Source organism: Treponema sp. R6D11 (assembly GCF_054786075.1).
The window spans coordinates 1-432 of the sequence record NZ_BDHD01000963.1 but is presented as its reverse complement, the minus strand read 5'-3'; the positions used below and the strand labels follow the sequence as shown (position 1 = coordinate 432).

The window sequence follows — 432 nt, the reverse complement described above, 5'->3', positions numbered from 1 at the left end:
GTATTATTAATTATATTAAATAAGGAGAAAATTATGAATTTGATTTTTTTAGGCCCCCCTGGAGCGGGCAAGGGAACTTTGGCGGTCAGAGCCGTGGAGATACTTGGAATACCGCAGATAAGCACAGGCTCAATTTTCAGGACGGCGATAGCGGACGGGACTCCGCTGGGGCTTAAAGTTAAGGCCATCATCGACGCGGGAAAACTTGTGGACGATGAGACGACAATTGCCCTTGTAAAAGAACGCCTTACCAAAGACGACGTTAAAAAAGGATATATTTTAGATGGCTTCCCCCGGACAATTCCGCAGGCGGAGGCGCTGGCCGGTTTTTCCAAAGTAGACAAAGTTATCAATTTTGACATTCCCGATTCGGGCGTGCTTGAACGCCTTGGCGGACGCAGGGTCTGTCGAAAATGTGGATACAATTTTCAC

The 432-nt window shown here is 47.2% G+C and carries 1 protein-coding gene; it reads left to right on the top strand.

Annotated elements, in window-relative coordinates:
- Positions 1–33 precede the first annotated feature (33 nt).
- On the top strand, positions 34–432 hold a 399-nt coding region (locus ACYVTD_RS17015; protein ID WP_461248829.1), incomplete at its 3' end, for an adenylate kinase family protein.